This window comes from Kribbella sp. NPDC002412, assembly GCF_053592935.1.
The window spans coordinates 182,189-199,067 of record NZ_JBSFBL010000003.1; the positions used below are offsets into that span (position 1 = coordinate 182,189).

General features: G+C 69.3%; 17 protein-coding genes. 12 read left to right on the plus strand and 5 right to left on the minus strand.

The annotated features are described in order from the left end of the window. Positions 1 to 10 precede the first annotated feature (10 nt). Positions 11 to 253 (plus strand): 30S ribosomal protein S18, encoded by a 243-nt coding sequence (gene rpsR, locus ACWCOV_RS04025; RefSeq protein WP_360533281.1) that lies wholly within the window; start codon positions 11 to 13, stop codon positions 251 to 253. Positions 254 to 266: 13 nt separating this feature from the next. Here rpsR and ACWCOV_RS04030 read toward each other — a convergent pair whose 3' ends face one another. The 3 genes from ACWCOV_RS04030 to ACWCOV_RS04040 all read right to left on the minus strand — a co-directional run bounded on the left by ACWCOV_RS04030 (position 267) and on the right by ACWCOV_RS04040 (position 3,065). Then, positions 267 to 620 (minus strand): hypothetical protein, encoded by a 354-nt coding sequence (locus ACWCOV_RS04030; protein ID WP_449827732.1) that lies wholly within the window; start codon positions 618 to 620, stop codon positions 267 to 269. Positions 621 to 918: 298 nt separating this feature from the next. Next, on the minus strand, positions 919 to 1,560 hold the full coding sequence (locus tag ACWCOV_RS04035) for a response regulator (protein ID WP_449827733.1): 642 nt from the start codon (positions 1,558 to 1,560) through the stop codon (positions 919 to 921). Then, positions 1,557 to 3,065, minus strand: a complete 1,509-nt coding sequence (locus tag ACWCOV_RS04040) for a PspC domain-containing protein (protein ID WP_449827734.1) — start codon at positions 3,063 to 3,065, stop codon at positions 1,557 to 1,559. Before ACWCOV_RS04040 ends, ACWCOV_RS04035 begins: the two co-directional genes overlap by 4 nt. Before the next feature lie 195 nt (positions 3,066 to 3,260). On the opposite strand from ACWCOV_RS04040, the gene ACWCOV_RS04045 reads away from it, so the two are divergent. From ACWCOV_RS04045 to ACWCOV_RS04055, 3 genes are all read left to right on the plus strand, one after another. Continuing rightward, entirely contained in the window at positions 3,261 to 4,595 is a 1,335-nt protein-coding gene (locus tag ACWCOV_RS04045) for a PspC domain-containing protein (protein ID WP_449827735.1), read from the plus strand. Further along, the gene (locus ACWCOV_RS04050; RefSeq protein WP_449827736.1) at positions 4,592 to 4,783 is read left to right on the plus strand and encodes a hypothetical protein; all 192 of its coding nucleotides are present in this window, start codon (positions 4,592 to 4,594) and stop codon (positions 4,781 to 4,783) included. Before ACWCOV_RS04045 ends, ACWCOV_RS04050 begins: the two co-directional genes overlap by 4 nt. 174 nt (positions 4,784 to 4,957) lie before the next feature. Continuing rightward, positions 4,958 to 6,103, plus strand: a complete 1,146-nt coding sequence (locus tag ACWCOV_RS04055) for a Cmx/CmrA family chloramphenicol efflux MFS transporter (protein ID WP_449827737.1) — start codon at positions 4,958 to 4,960, stop codon at positions 6,101 to 6,103. On the opposite strand, the gene ACWCOV_RS04060 is transcribed toward ACWCOV_RS04055, so the two are convergent. Then, positions 6,064 to 6,684: a CGNR zinc finger domain-containing protein gene (locus ACWCOV_RS04060; protein ID WP_449827738.1), complete on the minus strand. Its 621-nt coding sequence runs from the start codon at positions 6,682 to 6,684 to the stop codon at positions 6,064 to 6,066. The genes ACWCOV_RS04055 and ACWCOV_RS04060 overlap by 40 nt on opposite strands. Positions 6,685 to 6,729: 45 nt before the next feature. On the opposite strand from ACWCOV_RS04060, the gene ACWCOV_RS04065 reads away from it, so the two are divergent. The 8 genes from ACWCOV_RS04065 (at position 6,730) to ACWCOV_RS04100 (ending at position 15,840) form a co-directional block, all read left to right on the plus strand. Then, a complete protein-coding gene (locus tag ACWCOV_RS04065) occupies positions 6,730 to 8,106 on the plus strand; it encodes an MFS transporter (protein WP_449827739.1) in 1,377 nt (458 codons plus the stop codon). Between the two features lie 61 nt (positions 8,107 to 8,167). Continuing rightward, positions 8,168 to 8,368 (plus strand): cold-shock protein, encoded by a 201-nt coding sequence (locus tag ACWCOV_RS04070; RefSeq protein ID WP_449827787.1) that lies wholly within the window; start codon positions 8,168 to 8,170, stop codon positions 8,366 to 8,368. 126 nt (positions 8,369 to 8,494) lie between these two features. Beyond that, the gene (locus ACWCOV_RS04075) at positions 8,495 to 9,646 is read left to right on the plus strand and encodes an L-histidine N(alpha)-methyltransferase (RefSeq protein ID WP_449827740.1); all 1,152 of its coding nucleotides are present in this window, start codon (positions 8,495 to 8,497) and stop codon (positions 9,644 to 9,646) included. After that, on the plus strand, positions 9,643 to 10,353 hold the full coding sequence (locus ACWCOV_RS04080; RefSeq protein ID WP_449827741.1) for a hypothetical protein: 711 nt from the start codon (positions 9,643 to 9,645) through the stop codon (positions 10,351 to 10,353). Before ACWCOV_RS04075 ends, ACWCOV_RS04080 begins: the two co-directional genes overlap by 4 nt. 118 nt (positions 10,354 to 10,471) lie before the next feature. Further along, positions 10,472 to 12,499: a hypothetical protein gene (locus ACWCOV_RS04085; RefSeq protein WP_449827742.1), complete on the plus strand. Its 2,028-nt coding sequence runs from the start codon at positions 10,472 to 10,474 to the stop codon at positions 12,497 to 12,499. A gap of 91 nt (positions 12,500 to 12,590) precedes the next feature. Next, entirely contained in the window at positions 12,591 to 13,856 is a 1,266-nt protein-coding gene (locus tag ACWCOV_RS04090) for an ABC transporter substrate-binding protein (RefSeq protein WP_449827743.1), read from the plus strand. Positions 13,857 to 14,152: 296 nt separating this feature from the next. Beyond that, positions 14,153 to 14,968 (plus strand): carbohydrate ABC transporter permease, encoded by an 816-nt coding sequence (locus ACWCOV_RS04095; RefSeq protein ID WP_449827744.1) that lies wholly within the window; start codon positions 14,153 to 14,155, stop codon positions 14,966 to 14,968. After that, on the plus strand, positions 14,968 to 15,840 hold the full coding sequence (locus ACWCOV_RS04100; RefSeq protein WP_449827745.1) for a carbohydrate ABC transporter permease: 873 nt from the start codon (positions 14,968 to 14,970) through the stop codon (positions 15,838 to 15,840). Before ACWCOV_RS04095 ends, ACWCOV_RS04100 begins: the two co-directional genes overlap by 1 nt. A gap of 44 nt (positions 15,841 to 15,884) precedes the next feature. Here ACWCOV_RS04100 and ACWCOV_RS04105 read toward each other — a convergent pair whose 3' ends face one another. Next, positions 15,885 to 16,850 (minus strand): LLM class flavin-dependent oxidoreductase, encoded by a 966-nt coding sequence (locus tag ACWCOV_RS04105; protein ID WP_449827746.1) that lies wholly within the window; start codon positions 16,848 to 16,850, stop codon positions 15,885 to 15,887. Positions 16,851 to 16,879: the final 29 nt, after the last annotated feature.

The following is a 16,879-nucleotide window of genomic DNA, read 5'->3' on the forward strand; positions in this document are numbered from 1 at the left end:
GGAGCCCGAGATGCCCCGACGCCCGGCGCCGACCGGCAAGCGGAAGCCCAAGCAGAACCCGCTCGACCGCGACGGCATCACCTACATCGACTACAAGGACATCGCGCTGCTGCGCAAGTTCATCTCCGACCGCGGCAAGATCCGGTCCCGGCGCGTCACCGGCCTGAGCGTCCAGCAGCAGAAGCAGGTCGCGCGCGCGATCAAGAACGCCCGCGAGATGGCGCTGCTGCCCTACACGTCGTCGAGCCGGTAGGCCGCGCCACGGCTCAGTGCCAGAAGACCGCGATCCCCGCGTTCAGCAGGGTGAGGCCGCCGAGGGCGAAGAAGGTGCCGCGGCTGATCGCCGGCCGCTTGCGGTAGGCGAACACCAGTCCGGTGATCACCAGCACGACGACCAGCTTGACCGCGATCTTGGTGTTGTCGACGGTGAAGTCGTCGTCCTTCACCCCGGACGCCAGCCCGACCAGCAGCACCCCGGTGACCAACTGGGTCAGCGCCCCGTGCAGCATCGCCGCGTTGACCACCGGCGCCTTCGACTTCAACTGGGTGAAGAACCCGCCGAACAGGGCCGCGAAGCCGACCAGGTGCAACAGGGTCAGCACGTCGTGCAGGAAATCCATGCGGGCCACCCTAGCGATCGCTTGAACGAGTCGGTCTTCCGCTCTCCATGATCAGCGTGGTCGGGCCGCCGTTGCGGCCGCGGGGGAGTACTCGGTCACCAAGGTGATTGCCGTCGGCAAACACCCGCCGAGGCCGAGGCCGGCCGGCACGTCGGACTCCTGGATGCGGACTCCGCGGTGGGGCTGGACGGGCGGATCCCACCCAGTCCCCCGAAGGTCCAGCACCCGCGCCGCCGCGGTCAGCCCAACTTCCAGTCACCGGAAGACCACCCGAGCGCAGCGGTCTCGCGCGGCGTGCTCAGACCAGGCGGCGGTCGGTCGCCCAGCGGGTGAGCTCGTGCCGGTTGGAGAGCTGGAGCTTGCGCAGTACGGACGAGACGTGGGTCTCCACGGTCTTCACCGAGATGAAGAGCTCGCGGGCGACCTCCTTGTAGGCGTAACCGCGGGCGATCAGGCGCAGCACCTCGCGCTCCCGCTGCGACAGCCGGTCCAGGTCCTCGTCCACCGAGGCGATGTCGATCGCACCGGAGAACGCGTCCAGCACGAACCCGGCCAGCCGCGGCGAGAACACCGCGTCGCCGTCCGCGACCCGCCCGATCGCGTCGACCAGCTCGGCGCCGCTGATGTTCTTGGTCACGTACCCGCGGGCGCCGGCCCGGATCACGCCGATCACGTCCTCGGCGGCGTCCGACACCGACAGCGCCAGGAACTTCACGTCCGGGTGCCGCTGGTGGACCTGCTTCATCACCTCGGTGCCACCGCCGCCGGGCAGGTGGACGTCGAGCAGCACGACGTCCGGCTCCGTCCCGACGATCGCCTTCACCGCGCTGTCGACGTCGGCCCCCTCGCCGACGATCTCGACCGCGGCGCCGATCTCACTGCGCACGCCGGCCCGGAACATGTCGTGGTCGTCGACGACGACAACGCGCCTCTGGCTCATCTGTCCATCTCCAGTCGCACTTCGGTCCCTGTCTCCGGATCGGACCGCACCGTTGCGCGGCCGCCGTGCCGTTCCATTCTGCCCAACACACTGTGCCGCAGGCCGAGCCGATCCTCCGGCACGCCGTCGACGTCGAACCCTTTGCCGCGGTCCCGGACGAAGATCTCCGCCCGGTCGCCGTCCACCTCGACGAACACGTCGATCTTGGCCGCACCGGAGTGCTTGGCCGCGTTCACCATCGACTCGCGCGCGGCCCGGACCATCGAGGACAGCGGTTCGGTCAGCTCGCAGTCCCCCACCGTCACCACCTCGACCGGCACGCCGTGCGAGTCCTCGACCTCGGCCGCGGCCCGCTTGGCGGCCCCGGAGAGGGTCTGGTCGGTCTTGTCGTCCTCGTCGTACAGCCAGGTCCGCAGTTCCCGCTCCTGCGAGCGGGCCAGCCGTGCGACCGCCTTGGGGTCGTTGGCCTGCTTCTGGATCAGGGCCAGCGTCTGCAGCACCGAGTCGTGCAGGTGCGCGGCCATGTCGGCGCGCTCCTGCGACCGGACCCGCTCGGCCCGCTCGGCGTTCAGGTCCCGGGTCAGCCGGTGCACCCACGGCCCGGCGATCACGCCGATGCCGACCACCGCGAGCAGCAACGCGATCAGCACGTCGCCGACCATCGAGAGCCGGCCGTTCTGGACCAGGAACACCGTGATCGCGGTGCCGATCAGGATCAGGCCGACGGCGATCCGGACCAGCGACTTCCAGCCGCCCTTGCCGAGCACCAGGCCGAGGATCGGGACCCGGACCGAGTTGGCCCACTCGTTCTTCTGGCTCTCGTCCGCCTGCCGCCAGATCAGCGCCAGACCGGTGCCGGCGAACACCAGCGGCCAGAACATCTTCCCGGCGATCCCGAGCCCGGCGACCTGCAGCAGGAGCAGCACACCGATGCCGACGACCACCAGGGCGGTCACCTGGCCGCGGCTCTTCTCCTTCTTCCGCTCCTTGGCCTCGGTCACCGGCTGTGGCGGCGGCTGGTCGGTGCGGAGGCCACCCCGGGTGTGGGCCGCGAGCCCAGGCGCGGCCGGCATCGCGGGCGTGCCCAGCGGCATCAGGAACCAGAGCGCCGCATAGATCAGTACGCCGAAGCCGCCGAACACCGTGGCCGCGATCAGGATCAGCCGGACGATGGTGTCGGACACGCCGAGGTGGTCCGCGACACCGCCCGCGACCCCCGCGACCACGCGGCCCTCGGTACGGCGGTAGGCGCGGCGCACCGGTGGTTGCTCCTGACCGGGCTGTCCTTGCGGAGCGCCGTACGACGGCTGCGGAGCGCCGTATGGCGGTGCCTGCTGGCCCGCGTACGCGGCGTAGGGGCCTTGGTACTGCCTCGGGCCCTGGGGTCCCCAGCCCTTGTACTGCCACTGGCCGGCGCCTTGGTCGCCACGGCCATGCGGTGGCCCGGGAGGGGTCTCCGGCGTGGAGGACCCGCCCGTGGGCGCGGCGCTGGCTGGCTGAGTCATCCCCACGATCGTCACACGTGGACCGGGCCGACACCAGCAGGCTTGTCCCTAGCCGCCTCCTCAGTGCCCGCCCGGCGGGCTCAGGGTCGCACCGGGGAGAACCCCGAGCGGAGGGTCCCCCGGGAGCCGACCCCGGGGTCGCGAGAGGGGGATCCCCGATGTTGTCCGCGCGGGTGCGGGGCCAGTATCGATGGCATGGAGCAGAACTCGAGTGGACCCGGTGGGTTCGACCGCGGCAGCCTGCAGAACGTGCAGAGCTGGCAGCGTAGCCGGTCGGACCGGATGGTGGCCGGCGTCTGCGGCGGTATCGGCCGCGCGCTGAACATCGACCCGGTGCTGATCCGCGTGGTGATGGCCGTGCTCATCCTCAGCGGTCCCGGGGTGATCTTCTACATCGCCGCGTGGGTGCTGATGCCCGACGAGGGCAGCGACCGCTCCGCGGCCCAGGGCCTGCTCGGTGACCGGGTCCGCCCGGACCACCCGTGGCTGTGGCCGGTCGTGATCGGCATCTGCGTGTTCTTCGCGATCGCGATGATGTCGTCGTTCGACTTCGGCCGGTTCGTGCCCGGGCCGCTGATCGTGCTCGCGGTGATCTGGGTCGTCGCGTCCCAGCGTCGCCGGCTCCGGAAGAACAAGGCGAACTGGACGCCCAACGGCAACTGGGCCGGACCGCAGTGGACCGGACCGGCAGGTCCCAACCCGCAGCAGCCGACCGCTCCGATGGGTCAGCCGGCCACCTCGGCGTACATGCCTCCTCAGACCGGCCCGTCTGCTCCCCCGGCGGGTCCGTCGTCCTCGGCCACACCGCGGCCCCAGGACCGCACCGTCGAACCGGTCCAGCCCGTGTGGACCGAGGACGACCCTCTCGGCCTGTACGTCGACGAGCCGCCCACGTCGCGGCCGCCGACGACCACCAAGCCGTCGGAACCGCCCGCCAAGGGCATGCGGGGCGTGAAGTCGATCGTCGTCGTGCTGACCGGCATCGCGATCGCCATCGCCCATGCGGCCGGCGCGGCCACCTCGACGATGCTGATCATCGGCCTGGTGACGCTGGGCGCCGGGATGCTGATCGGCGGGTTCCTCGGCAAGACGCTGGCGCTGCTGCCGCTGGGCATCCTGCTCGCGGCCGGCGCTGCGGCCAGCACGGTGTTCCCGGAGGTGCCGCGCAACGTCGCGGACACCAACTACGTCGCGCCGGCCGGGTCGTCGATCACCGCGACCAACACGAAGTACGTGTTCGACGCCGGGTCGGTGAAGCTGGACCTGACCAAGGCGACGTTCGCCGAGGGCGCCCGGGTGGAGGTGCACGGCGGGGTCGGCGAGGTCGTGGTCAAGGTGCCGCAGAACGTCGACATCGAGGGCAACCTGTCCGCGCAGATGGGTGAACTGGTCTGGCTGAACGAGCACAAGGGCGGCAAGGACGCCGAGCTGACCCTGAAGGACCTCGGAGCCGACGGCAAGGCCGGTCCGGAGACTGTCACACTGGACCTGGACATGAAACTCGGCAGCATCAAGGTGGAGCGCGGATGAAGCAGCAGAAGAAGGGGGCAAAACCGGACGTTCCCGGCATCATCGCCGGCACCGTCCTGTCCGGCGCCGCCACCATCTGGATGCTGACCGACAACGGCGTCCTCCAGACCGACGACCTCGGCGTCACCAGCGCCCTCCTCCTGGTAGCCGCCGGCGCCATAGGCCTAGCCGCCTCCCACCGCAGCTAACTCGGTGGACCCCGTTCGGCGGGTTCTCTAGGCTCGGCGGTATGTCCAGCCCGGAGGCCAGCAGACCGTAGCCACCGGCCGTTCGGTGGCTTTCCGCACCCGAACTGCCGGCGATGACCCACGGCAGGCGATCCGCCTGCCGCATCTCTCGTCGACGTGGTTGCGGAGTCCTCCATGCCTTTCGTGCTATACCTCCTTGGCCTGGCCGTGTTCGCCCAGGCGACCTCCGAGTTCATGCTGTCCGGCCTCGGCCCGGACATCGCCCACGAACTGGGCGTCTCCATCCCCGCCGCCGGCTGGCTGACGTCAGCCTTCGCCATCGGCATGATCGTCGGCGCACCGGCGATCGCCGTCTTCGGCGCCCGCTGGCCGCGCCGCCGTACGCTGCTCGTGACACTGACCGTTTTCCTGCTCGTCCACGTGATCGGCGCACTCACCTCGAGCTTCGCCGTCCTGCTGATCACCCGCGTACTCGCGGCGCTGGCCAACGCAGGCTTCCTCGCGATCGCCCTCGCCACCGCAACCAGCCTGGCGACGCCCGACGCCAAGGGCCGCGCGACCTCCGTCCTGCTCGGCGGTACGACGCTCGCCTGCATCGCCGGCGTACCAGGAGGCGCCCTGCTCGGCCAGAACCTCGGCTGGCGGTCCGCGTTCTGGGCGGTCGCGATCATCTCGCTCCCAGCGCTGATCGCGATCATCCGCGCGGTCCCAGCCGTCCGCACCAGCCCGGCCATGCCTCTCGGACTACGTCCACACCGGCGTCTCGTCGTACTGCTACTTCTCGGCGCGTTGGTGAACGGCGCAACGTTTTGCTCGTTCACCTACCTTGCGCCGGTGCTGACCGAGGTCACCGGCTTCGGCGTCCGCTGGATGCCGGCCATGCTCGCGCTCTTCGGGCTCGGCTCCTTCGCCGGCGTCACCATCGCCGGCCGGTACGCCGACCGCCGCGCCACCCGACCCGTATTCGTTGCCGCGAGCACCTTATTGCTCGGCTGGGCTGTGTTCGCCCTCACGGCGTCGCTGCCGGCCTTGGCCATCGTGCTGGTCTTCGTCCAAGGACTGCTTTCCTTCGCGGTCGGCTCGACGCTGATCTCGTACGCCCTCTACGCCGCGCCGGAATCCCCTGTCCTGGCAGGCGGGCTGGCCACCGCTGCCCTGAACGTCGGCGCCGCCCTCGGCCCCGCGCTCGGCGGCGCGGCGATCACCCTGACCGACTACCGCGGCCCACTATGGGTCAGCGCGGTTCTGATCAGTACGGCGTTGTGCCTCGGCGGAACGGCTCAGCTTCGGGCCCGACGCGCGGCTCGGCGGGAGACGTAGAGCCGGACCTTCTCCGACGTACCGCAGATCTCCATCGAGCACCAGCGCCGGCTGCCGTTCTTCGACTGGTCGAGGAACAACCACGGGCAGCCGGCGCACCGCTTGATCCGCCCCGCCCGCGGCCCGGTCAGCAACCCGTAAGCCGCATGAGCCACCGGCCACAACGGCGACTCCAGCCGCTCGAACCGCCACACCGGCTGCAACCCCACCAACTCCACCTGCTCAAAAGCGGCCACCACAAACGGCCGCAACTCATCCCACCCCTCGAGCGTCCCCGCGGGTTTCCGGGATGCGTCCACGACTGCGCCGGCTGCTCGGTTGATTGCTTCGCGCAAGGAGTGGGCGCGGCGGACCACCGCGGCTGTGCGGCGGGGGGCTCCGCTGCGGAGCAGCCAGTCGGCTTCTGGCTCGGTGAGCAGGGACGTGCGCAGCGACCAGGACAGCAGCGCGGGGTAGCTGGCGATGTGGTCGTGGCGGGCGGGGCCCAGCGGGTCGTCGACCGTGTTGGCGAAGTCGAGCGCGAGGTCACCCGCGACGATCGGGAGGTCGCGGATGCCGTCCGGCAGCTGGACTGTTTCCATCAAAACGCAGTTTACCAGGCAACCGACTCGGGCACTGTTTCCGGCATGAGCGGTTTGACCAGAAACACCCCGGCGCGGACGGGCGGCTGGGCGGTCGTCTGTGCCGCCCAGTTCGTCGTGGTGCTGGACGCCACCATCGTCACGATGGCACTGCCCGCGATCGACGCCGAGCTCGGCTTCGGCCCGGTCGGCCTGCTGTGGGTCTACACCGCCTACACAGTCACGCTGGCCGGACTCCTCATCCTCGGCGGCCGAGCAGCAGACCTCGCCGGACCACGCCGGATGTTCCGCGTCGGGCTGGTCGCCTTCACCGCCGCCTCACTCGCCTGCGCCCTGGCCTGGTCGCCGGCCAGCCTGATCATCGCTCGCTTGATCCAAGGCCTCGGCGCCGCGCTCCTCGCCCCCGCCGCCCTGGCCGCGCTCTCCGACGCCCTGCCACCAGACGCCGCCAGACGAGCGCTCGGCTGGTGGACGGCAGCCGGCGCGGCCGGAGGCGCCAGCGGCTGGGTCCTAGGCGGCGTACTCACCCAACTCGGCGGCTGGCGCTGGGTCTTCGCGGTCAACGTCCCGATCGGCCTGATCGCGCTGTGCATGAGCCTGCGCTCGCTCCCCGGCCGCGGCCGAACCACCCCCGTCCGCACCCTGGATCTACCAGGCGCTGCCTTGGTCACCGCAGGCATCGCCCTGACCGCTCTCGGCCTGTCAGAACTGGCCAACGCCCCAGCCGCCCCACGCGGCTGGATAGCCCTGGCAGCTGCCGTCCCCCTGCTCGCACTGTTCGTCAAAGTCGAGCACCGCTCACCACAGCCCCTCTTGCCAGGCTCACTGGCCCGGACCCCCGGCGTACGCGGCGGCAACCTCACCGCAGCCGCAGTGACCGCGTCGACCTCGCCGCCGATGCTCACCGCCGCGTTCTACGTGCAAGACCAGCTCCCACCCGCACAGGCGGGCCTCATCTTCCCCGCCTTCAACCTCGCGGTGATTGGCGGCTCACTGGCCGGCCCGTACACGGCCGACCGAGCCGGCATCCGCCGTACGTTGCTCACCGGCTTCATCGGCATCGCCGCCGGCGTCGCGCTCCTGCTCTTCATCTCCGCGGACGGCGTACCCCTCGCCCTGCTCCTCTCCGCGTTCACGGTGATGGGCCTCAGCCTCGGCCTCGCATCGGTGTCATCCACCACAGCCGGTACGGCGGAAGTCGCCCACGACCAACGCGGCGTCGCAGCCGGCGTACTCACCTCGTCAGCGCAGCTCGGCACCACCCTCGGCCTGGCCCTCTGCGCACCCGTGACCGCCGCCGACGACCCGATGACGGGCTACCGCCTCGGCTTCCTGATCGGCATCGCCGTCGCGCTGGCGGGCGCCGTGGCGGCGTTCACCGTTCCCCGGACAGCACGCCGCACCGCGGACGACCTCCGCTAGGATTTGGTGCGCTACCCGAGGGGTCCGGGTGAAGCGGGTCCCGTGGTCACAGGAGTTCGTGATGGTGCGCGGCACCGTGAAGTGGTTCAACGCCGACAAGGGCTACGGCTTCCTGGCCGTCGAGGGCCAGGACGACGTGTTCGTCCACTGGAGCAAGATCGTCTCCGACGGCTACAAGACCCTCGAGGACGGCCAGCAGGTCGAGTTCCAGATCGTCGACGGCCCCAAGGGCCGAGAGGCCGACACCGTCACTCCCGTCTGACCCGAGCCGCTCTGCCGACCCACCCGGCAACCGGTTGCTTGCGGCACGCGCCGTACCGCGTTTTCCGGACTGCACCGGGTGGCGACAACCGGTAACCTGTCGTCTCACCGTGTGAGGGGTTGAGACGTGACAGAGCCGGTACCCGTGATCCGCAAGCTCGAGCAGGCGCTGGCCGACGACGACTTCGCCTGGTCGCTGCTGCTGGTCGGCGAGGACCAGACCGACAAGCTGGCGACGCTGACCGGCGACCTGCGCGGACCGTACTCGAAGACCGGCGACGGCAAGCAGATCACCTCCGGTTTCTCCTACTGGGGCATCGGCCCGACGATCGCCTGGGCGAACGCGACCAACGACCCGTTCTACCTGGTCATGAAGGCCGGGGCGGAGTCGTTCCTGCGGCACTGGCGCAAGCTCCGCCCGCACGTCGACAAGGGCGGCTTCCACCTGGTCAGCCTCGGCGTCGGCACCGGCGTCAAGGACCGCACCATCCTCGGCGACATGCGCCGGCACAACCCGGACATGTACTACGTGCCGGTCGACATGAGCTCGGAGATGCTCCGGATGGGCGCCCTGGAGCCGGTGCGCGGCCTGCGGTTCCCGAGTTCGCAGGTGCTGCCGGTGCAGCTGGACTTCTCGATCGCGGACAACATGACCGAGCTCGGCCAGATGCTGGCCCGGCTGATCGGCGACGAGCCGATCCTGTTCACGCTGACCGGCAACACGCTGGCCAACTTCGACAGCGACGAGGAACTGCTGACGAACATCACCCGGGTGCTGCGGCCGCAGGACCGGCTGCTGCTCGAGGTGGCGAGCACCAGCAGCCTGGACGAGGAGGCGGCGAAGGCCGCCGCCGACGAGTACCACCAGACCCGGGCGTTCGCCGAGTTCGTCACCAGCGCGCTGCGGTACAACACCGACCTGAAGATCGACAACGACCGGATCGACTTCCGCGGCGAGGTGGAGCGCGACGACGCCCTGCTGGTGAAGATCGTCTGGCAGAACAACACCGGCGAGCCGATCGTGATGGGTCTGCCGGACCACACCGAGGTGGTGCTGGAGCCGGAGGACACGATCCTGCTCTACACGACCCGCAAGTTCTCCACCGAGCGACTGAAGAAGCTGACCGCGGCCGCCGACCTGACGCCGATCGAGCACGCCCACTCCGGTTTCCGCTACACCCGCAAACCGAGCCCGTTCGGCCTGGACCTGCTCCTGCTCGCACCCGCCGGCGCGGAGGTGACCGAGCGCACGCTGGCAGACGACATCTGGTCGACATGACCTCAGCCGGTACGCCGACCGACCCGGCCGACCCGCCACCGGCGCCTGCGCCGGATCCGGGCGTACGGCGGGCCCGGCAGCGGACGCTCGCCCGGCTGAAGCAGCTCCGGCAGGCGCTCCCGCTGGTCGACGCGCGCTGGGCGGCGTACCGCCGTACCGTCGTCTCCGCCGTCAGCTACGGCCTGCTCGGGGTCGCGTTCGTGCTGGGTGTGATCTGGTTCTTCTGGCCGGAGAACTCGCGCTGGGAGCCGGCCGTCAACTCGCTCACCCTGGTCGCCGGGCTGACCGGCATCTTCGTCGAACGCCTCACCGCCGAGGCGGAGCGCCGTACCGAGGTGCTGCGAGCCGTCGGGGACGAGCTCCGCGAGAACACCAGGCTGCTGAACGACGACCGGTTCTCGCCGGAGACGCGGAGATGGCGCCAGGTGTACCCGCGGCTGGTGGTGTCCGCGGTCGACCTCGCGCTCGTGTCCGGCGCCCTCGGACGGCACCGCGACGCGGAACTGGTGCGGCTGCTGCACCGGTGGCGGGACACCGTCCACCTGTTCAACCGCCGCCTCGACCTGACCGAGATCAGCACCTTCTCCAACACCGTCTCGCCGGAGGACCTGGCCGCGTTCCACCGGGCCCTGCACCGGGAGAACAGCTACTTCGCCGCCACCCGGCAAATGCTCGAGACGCTGCTCACCCGGCTGCCACCCGCTTAACGGCCGAGGCCGTAAAGCTGACAGAAGCGGCAAATCCCGCCGAGTGGTTGACTTCGGCATGTGCCCAGGGCTTACTTTCGGACAGGACCGTAAATAGGTCATCCACCGGAGGGATCGAATGCGTTCGCTCATCGCGGTGGCACTTGCCGCCCTGCTCGTCACCACTCTGACCACTCCCGCCGATGCCGATCCACCGCCGCCGGCGGCCCCCGCGGGACCGCCCACGGCGACCGTGACCTCGCTCGGCACACCGCTGTCCGACGTACTGCTGATCGGCGGCACCGTCGCGCCCGGCCCGAACGGCAAGGCCGCGATCTGGAACGTCTCGAGCAGCGACCCGGCGTACCTGAACGCCATCGACCCGGCCACCGGCACCCCGCTGGTGTCCGCGCCACTGCCCGGAGCCGGTGGCAGCTACGCCGTGGCCGCCGCGCCGGACGGCACCATCTACACCGGCACCTACAACAACGGTCACCTGTACCGGTGGAAGCCGGGCTCGGGGAACACCGTCGAGGACCTCGGCCGCCCGATCGCGACCGAGACCTTCATCCAGCGGATCACCACCGACGAGCAGGGCAACGTGTACGGCGGCACCTTCCCGAACGGCAAGGTGTTCCGGTTCGACCACGCGACCGGTGCGGTCCGCGACTACGGCCAGCTCAAGGCCGGCCAGACGTACGTCAAGAGCATCGACTACTGGAACGGCAAGATCTACGGCGGCACCATGCCCGACGCCCACGTTCTCGAGCTCGACGTGGCGTCCGGCGCGGTCACCGAACTGCCGGCGCCGCCCGGGCTGGGCGACCCGTCGGACAAGATCGTCTACGACCTGAACACCCGCGCCGGCCGGGCCTACGTCCGGATCAGCACCGCCTTCCCCGGCCCGATGTACGTGTGGGACATCGCCGGCCGGACCTGGGTGGACGAGATCCCGAACGCGCACGGCCTGGACGTCTCCCCGGTCGGCGACAACGGCGAGATCTACCTGATCCAGGCCAGTGAGCTGAAGAAGTACGACCCGGCCACCAAGACGCTCAGCGGCACCGGCCTGACCTTCACCGGCCGGATCCAGAACACCCGCTCGATCGGCTGGGCCGAGCTCGACCTGCCCGACTACCCGGGCAAGAGCATCGTCGGCACGCTCTGGCGCGGCGAGGAGTTCCGCTACAACCCGCAGACCGGCAAGTCGGAGATCTTCCAGACCTCGGTACGGCGGGAGCCGATCGAGATCCTGTCCGTGGCCGGAGGCAAGGACAACATCTATGCCGGCGGATTCCTGAACGGCGGAGTCTCGGTGGTCAACCCCGACACCGGCGCGGCCAAGTTCAACCGCTTCTCGCAGACCGAGGCGCTGCTGGAGGGCAAGGACGGCAAGCTCTGGATCGGCGCCTACCCCGACGCCCGGGTGTACACCTACGACCTGAGCCAGCCGTGGAGCAGCCCGGAGTACTCGCCCGGCCCGCCCGGCACCCCGGACAACCCCAAGCAGGTGCTCAACCTCAAGCCGGACATCTTCCAGACCCGGGCCCGGGCGCTGGTCGAGGTGAACGGCAAGCTCGCGGTCGGCACGATCCCCGACGGCGACCGCCTCGGCGGCGCGCTCGTCATCTACGACCCCAAGACCGGCACGTCGCAGAAGTTCCGCAACGTCGTCCAGGACGAGAGCGTCTTCGGCCTGACCGCGCGCAGCGGCATCGTGTACGGCGGCACGTCGATCGCCGGCGGTCTCGCGACCACCCCACCGACCCGGACCGAGGGCACTGTCTTCGCCTGGGACGTCCGGCGCGCCCGCAAGCTCTGGGAGACCGTGCCCGTGCCCGGCGCGATCACGGTGTCGTCGGTGACGTTCGGCCCGGACGGCCTGCTCTGGGGCGTGGCCGGCAAGACCGTCTTCGCGATGGACCCGCGCTGGGGCAAGGTGGTCAAGTCCTACGTACTCGGCACGACGACGTCCAGCGGGGACATCGTCGCGACCGGAGAGGCGGTGTACGTGAGCATCGACCTGAACAAGATCTTCCGGATCGCACCGGGCCAGGACCCGGCGCTGCTCGTCTCCAAGGCCCACCGCCGGCTCGCCGTCCGCAACGACCACCAACTGGTGCTCAGCTACGGCGCCGAGCTGTTCCGAGTTGATATCAGCCGTTGACAGCCGAAATTCGACAGGGCTACTTTCGGTCCTGACCGTTATTAGGTCCACTGCTTTCCGGCCCTGACTTTCCGGACACCCAGGGGGTGCGATGAATTCCAGCGTCCGCCGCATCGCGGCACCACTCACGGCGCTCGTGCTGGCCGCCGCTCTCAGTTCCTGCGGGGGCGACGGCGACTCGGGCTCGGGGGAGAAGAAGAGCGTCACGCTCTGGATGTATCCGGTGATCGCCGACCAGGCGACCAGCGACGCGTACTGGCAGAAGGTCGAGAAGGACTTCGAGGCCGCGAACTCCGACATCGACCTGAAGATCGAGTCGCAGCCGTGGGCGCAGCGGGACGAGAAGATCGCCGCCGCGTTCGCGGGCAAGAAGGGTCCGGACGTCGTACTGCAGATCCCGGACCAGTTGCCGCAGTACGTGAAGAACGGCTCGTTCGAGCCGGTCGACGACGTGGTCGAGCCGGAGAAGGACAAGTTCCTGCCGGCCGCGATCCCCGGCCTGACGGTGGACGGCAAGGTGTACGCCGCGCCGATCTATCACACCGTCACCACGACGATGTTCAACAAGACGATCCTGGACAAGGCGGGGGTCAGCAAGCCGCCGGAGACCTGGGACGAGATCAAGGCCGCGGCGCCGAAGATCAAGGCGGCCGGCTTCTCGACGATGGACTACTCCGCCTCCCCGGAGGCGTCGCTGAACCTGAACTTCTACCCGCTGCTGTGGCAGGCCGGGGGCAAGGTGTTCAACGACGACGGCAAGTCCGTCGCCTTCAACGAGGCACCCGGCCTGGAGGCCCTGACCTTCTTGAAGGGCCTGTACGACGAGGGCGCGATCCCCAAGAGCGCGCTGACCAACGGCAACGTGGTTGCCGACCAGCCGCTCGGCAAGGGTCAGGTGGCGATGGCCTTCACCAGCACGCCGGCCGACGCCAAGACGGTGGCGGCGACCTGGGGGGCCGCCAACGTGGTCATCGGCACGCCGCTGACCGGTCAGAAGCAGGTCGGCTTCGGCCTGCCGGGCGGGCTCGCGGTGAACGCGGCCTCGGAGAACGTGGACGCGGCGAAGAAGTTCCTGTCGTTCATGATCCAGCCCGCCCAGGTTCAGGCGCTCAGCAAGGCGTCGGGCTTCTTCACCCCGCGCACCGACGCGAAGTCGGAGACCACGGACCCGGTGGCGCAGAAGTTCGCCGACCAGTTGCAGTACGCCTTCCCCGGTGAGCCGAACGCGGCCGCCCGCCAGATCATGTCGCTGCTGAGCGTGGAGATCCAGGCCGTGCTCACCGGCAAGAAGGCCCCGCAACAGGCCCTCGACGACGCCGCCAAGGCGGCCAACGAGCTCCTGAAGAGACAGCGTTGACCGAAGCCCGCCAAACCCAACCCAAGACCACGGGCGAAACGGACCCCGTGGCCGACCGCACACCTCCGACCTCGGACCCGGGCTCCCCCACGAGCCCGGGCTCCGGCCCGGCCCCGGCCACTGACTCGATCGCCAGCGCCGGGCACGGCACGGACTCGGGCCCTGTTCCCACCACAGAGCCCGGCTCCAGCAGCTCCGGGCGGAGTGGTCGCTCCGTCTTTCGTCGTGCCACGTCGCCCGCGGGGCGGCGGGGGTCCATCAGGCGACCGTGGGTGGGTTTGCTGTTCGTGGCACCCATGCTGGTGTTGTTCTTGGCGTTCCGGTTCTTGCCGGTCGTCGGCGCGGGCTTGCTCTCGCTCACCGACTACCGGCTCAGCGGCCGCTGGTCGTTCATTGCCCTGGACAACTACACCCGGCTGTTCCAGGACACCCTGTTCCACCAGGCCCTGCTCGTCACCCTCACCTACACGGTGATCTTCGTCCCGCTGACCGTGCTGCTGTCCCTCGGCACCGCCGTACTCCTGCACCAGGTGGTCTGGGGCCGCGGCTTCTTCCGCGGCGTTTTCTTCCTGCCGTACGTGACCAGCATCGTGCTCGCCGCGGTGATCTGGAAGTGGATCTACGACGCCCAGGACGGCCTGCTCAACGCGCTCCTCGGGCTGGTGTCGATCGGCCCGATCGACTTCCTCGCCGAGTCCAACCTGGTGCTGCCGTCGATCGCGGTCACCTCGGCCTGGAAGGGCTTCGGCTACTCGATGCTGATCCTGCTCGCAGGCTTGCAGGCAGTGCCCCGCTCGTACCTGGAAGCCGCGATGATCGACGGCGCCGGCACCTGGCAGCGCTTCCGTCACATCACGCTGCCGCAACTGCGGCCGGTGCTGTTCTTCGTACTGGTGATCGAGACGATCGGCGCGTTCCAGGTCTTCGACGCCATGTACGTGATGACCGGCGGCGGCCCGGTCCGGGCCAGCTACTCGCTCGTGTACTTCCTGTACGACAGCGGTTTCAAGTACTTCGACTTCGGCTACGCCAGCGCGATCGGCCTGGTGCTGTTCGCGATCGTGCTCATCGTCTCGCTCGTGCAGCGACGGCTGGTCGGGAGGGACGACTGATGGTGAACCTGCTGGAACGACCACGCGCCGGGGACACCACCCCGCCACCCAAGGCGGACAAGCGCCCGGTGGCGCGGCTCACCCTGCCGACCTTGCTGACCCTGACCGCGATCGTCACCATCGTGCCGTTCGCCGCGATGGTGCTGGTCGCGTTCGCCCCACCGAGCGGCCGCACCTTCCCCGACGCGCTCGACCCGACCCGCTTCACCTTCGACAACTTCACCCGGGTCCTGTCCAGCTCCGACATCCCGCGCTGGACGGTCAACTCCCTGCTGTACTCGCTGGTGTCGGTGGTCTTCGTGCTGCTGTTCGCGGCGATGGCCGGCTACGCGTTCGCGAAGAAGCGCTTCCCTGGCCGCGAGATCATGTTCTGGGCCTTCCTGGCCACGCTGATGGTCCCGTTCCAGGCGACCCTGATCCCGTCGTACATCCTGGTCTCGAGACTCGACTGGGTGGACAGCTACTGGGGACTCATAGTGCCCACGCTGGCGAACTCCCAGGCCGTGTTCCTGCTCCGCCAGTTCATCAGCCAGTTGCCGGACGAACTCTTCGAGGCAGCCGAGATCGACGGCGCTCCCGAGTGGCGAATCTTCACCCAGATCGTGCTCCCGCTGATCCGCCCCGCGCTGGCCACCCTGGGCATCTTCGTCTTCCTCTGGCACTGGAACGACTTCCTGTGGCCGCTGGTCATCGGCCAGTCCGCAGAGATGCAGACCCTGACGGTCGGCCTGGCAACCCTGCAAACCCAAGCAGTCCCCATCAACCACATCATGGCCGGCGCCACCATCACGGTAGTCCCCAGCCTGCTGGTCTTCGGCCTACTCCAACGCTATCTGACCGACAGCATCGCCATGTCCGGGTTGAAGGCTTAGGAGTCTCACCCACGCGTGCTACGCGTGGGTGAGACTCCGTTGGGTTAGAGCAATCCCCCGAAGGCTTCGATCGACCGGAGCGTGTCCGCCTGGGACAACCCGGGCGGCTGGATGCGCAAGATGATGCCGTCGGCACCCATCTCCTCGTAGTGCGCCAACCGCTCCGCACACTCAGCAGGCGACCCGATCACGCTCCGAGCAGCAATGTCGTCCCACCCCTGCGCATAACGACTAGCGTCCGCCGAAGTCCGCTTCCACCCGGTGTAAGCGTCGTACAGATCCCGCAGCGGCTCCTCCAGCACCCCCCGCGCCTCCTGCGACGTTCCCGCGCAGAAGCCTTCCCGGCACAAGATCACCTCACGCCCCAACGACCCCTCACCAGCCGGATACGACTGATACTCGGCGATCTTCCCCGGCAGATCCGAGTCGAGCTCGTTGAACGACGTGGTCCACCCGTCACACATCCGCGCGGTCCGCTCCAGTACGGCGGAAACCCGTCCACCGTTCCACAGTCGCGGCCGCGGGCTCTGCACCGGTCGCGGCGACAGGAACGCCTCACTGATCGACGTGAACTTCCCGTCGTACGTCACCTCGTCCTCGGTCCACAACCGAGTCAGGATCGTCAAGCACTCCTCGAACCGCGCGACCCGCTCGGCCTGCGTCACGCCGTACAGCGCGAACTCCTCCGGCCGGTACCCGAGCACGAAGCCGGCCGTCAGCCGCCCACCGGACAGTACGTCGACATGCGCCAGCGTCTCGGCCAGTACGACGGGGTCGTAGAGCGGCGCCACGATGCCCGAGGTGGCCAGGCCGATGCGGTCGGTCTTGCCGGCCAGGTACGCGAGTGTGGTGAGGATCTCGTGGTACCCGGGCCGGTGCAGGTGCCGTTCGCCGAGCACGATCCACTCGAACCCGGCCTGCTCGGCCAGCCGTGCCTGCTCGACGGCGTCCTCGAGTCGCGGCCGCTCGTCCGGGGTGCCGTAGAGGTTCAGATAGAGACCCAGGCGCATCAGGGTGCCACCTTCCGTTGACAGAGAGC

Excerpts from the sequence above, each read along its gene's own strand:
- rpsR (WP_360533281.1), top strand. The coding sequence starts at position 11 with ATGCCCCGACGCCCGGCGCCGACCGGCAAGCGGAAGCCCAAGCAGAAC.
- ACWCOV_RS04030 (WP_449827732.1), bottom strand. The coding sequence starts at position 620 with ATGGATTTCCTGCACGACGTGCTGACCCTGTTGCACCTGGTCGGCTTC.
- ACWCOV_RS04035 (WP_449827733.1), bottom strand. The coding sequence starts at position 1,560 with ATGAGCCAGAGGCGCGTTGTCGTCGTCGACGACCACGACATGTTCCGG.
- ACWCOV_RS04040 (WP_449827734.1), bottom strand. The coding sequence starts at position 3,065 with ATGACTCAGCCAGCCAGCGCCGCGCCCACGGGCGGGTCCTCCACGCCG.
- ACWCOV_RS04045 (WP_449827735.1), top strand. The coding sequence starts at position 3,261 with ATGGAGCAGAACTCGAGTGGACCCGGTGGGTTCGACCGCGGCAGCCTG.
- ACWCOV_RS04050 (WP_449827736.1), top strand. The coding sequence starts at position 4,592 with ATGAAGCAGCAGAAGAAGGGGGCAAAACCGGACGTTCCCGGCATCATC.
- ACWCOV_RS04055 (WP_449827737.1), top strand. The coding sequence starts at position 4,958 with ATGCCTTTCGTGCTATACCTCCTTGGCCTGGCCGTGTTCGCCCAGGCG.
- ACWCOV_RS04060 (WP_449827738.1), bottom strand. The coding sequence starts at position 6,684 with ATGGAAACAGTCCAGCTGCCGGACGGCATCCGCGACCTCCCGATCGTC.
- ACWCOV_RS04065 (WP_449827739.1), top strand. The coding sequence starts at position 6,730 with ATGAGCGGTTTGACCAGAAACACCCCGGCGCGGACGGGCGGCTGGGCG.
- ACWCOV_RS04070 (WP_449827787.1), top strand. The coding sequence starts at position 8,168 with ATGGTGCGCGGCACCGTGAAGTGGTTCAACGCCGACAAGGGCTACGGC.
- ACWCOV_RS04080 (WP_449827741.1), top strand. The coding sequence starts at position 9,643 with ATGACCTCAGCCGGTACGCCGACCGACCCGGCCGACCCGCCACCGGCG.
- ACWCOV_RS04085 (WP_449827742.1), top strand. The coding sequence starts at position 10,472 with ATGCGTTCGCTCATCGCGGTGGCACTTGCCGCCCTGCTCGTCACCACT.
- ACWCOV_RS04090 (WP_449827743.1), top strand. The coding sequence starts at position 12,591 with ATGAATTCCAGCGTCCGCCGCATCGCGGCACCACTCACGGCGCTCGTG.
- ACWCOV_RS04095 (WP_449827744.1), top strand. The coding sequence starts at position 14,153 with ATGCTGGTGTTGTTCTTGGCGTTCCGGTTCTTGCCGGTCGTCGGCGCG.
- ACWCOV_RS04100 (WP_449827745.1), top strand. The coding sequence starts at position 14,968 with ATGGTGAACCTGCTGGAACGACCACGCGCCGGGGACACCACCCCGCCA.
- ACWCOV_RS04105 (WP_449827746.1), bottom strand. The coding sequence starts at position 16,850 with ATGCGCCTGGGTCTCTATCTGAACCTCTACGGCACCCCGGACGAGCGG.